At 30.2% G+C, this 225-nt stretch carries 1 pseudogene; it reads right to left on the bottom strand.

Annotated features, from left to right (window positions below):
• Positions 1-121, bottom strand: a pseudogene (locus TP70_RS12310) (RepB family plasmid replication initiator protein); the annotation flags it as partial.
• Positions 122-225 lie beyond the last annotated feature (104 nt).

Below are 225 nucleotides of genomic sequence, written 5' to 3'. Positions count from 1 at the left end.
TGATATCTTTTTCCTTTAACTTATTACAAAGCGTAAAAAAAATATCAATTTCCGTGCTTGTGAATTTACGCAAGGGAACTAAATTCAAATCGTTTTGATAAACAACAGTTTCCCCCGACATTTTTATTGACCTCCAAATTATAAGAACAAACTAAAGGCACCTAAAGAAAAAAAGGTGTCTTTGGTGTTGTTTGTAATTATAATACTAAACCTATAACAACAAGG

The organism is Staphylococcus microti, assembly GCF_000934465.1.
GTDB classification, from domain to species: Bacteria; Bacillota; Bacilli; order Staphylococcales; family Staphylococcaceae; genus Staphylococcus; species Staphylococcus microti.
The sequence above is the reverse complement of the archived record's forward strand: the minus strand, read 5'-3'. Positions and strand labels throughout refer to the sequence as shown.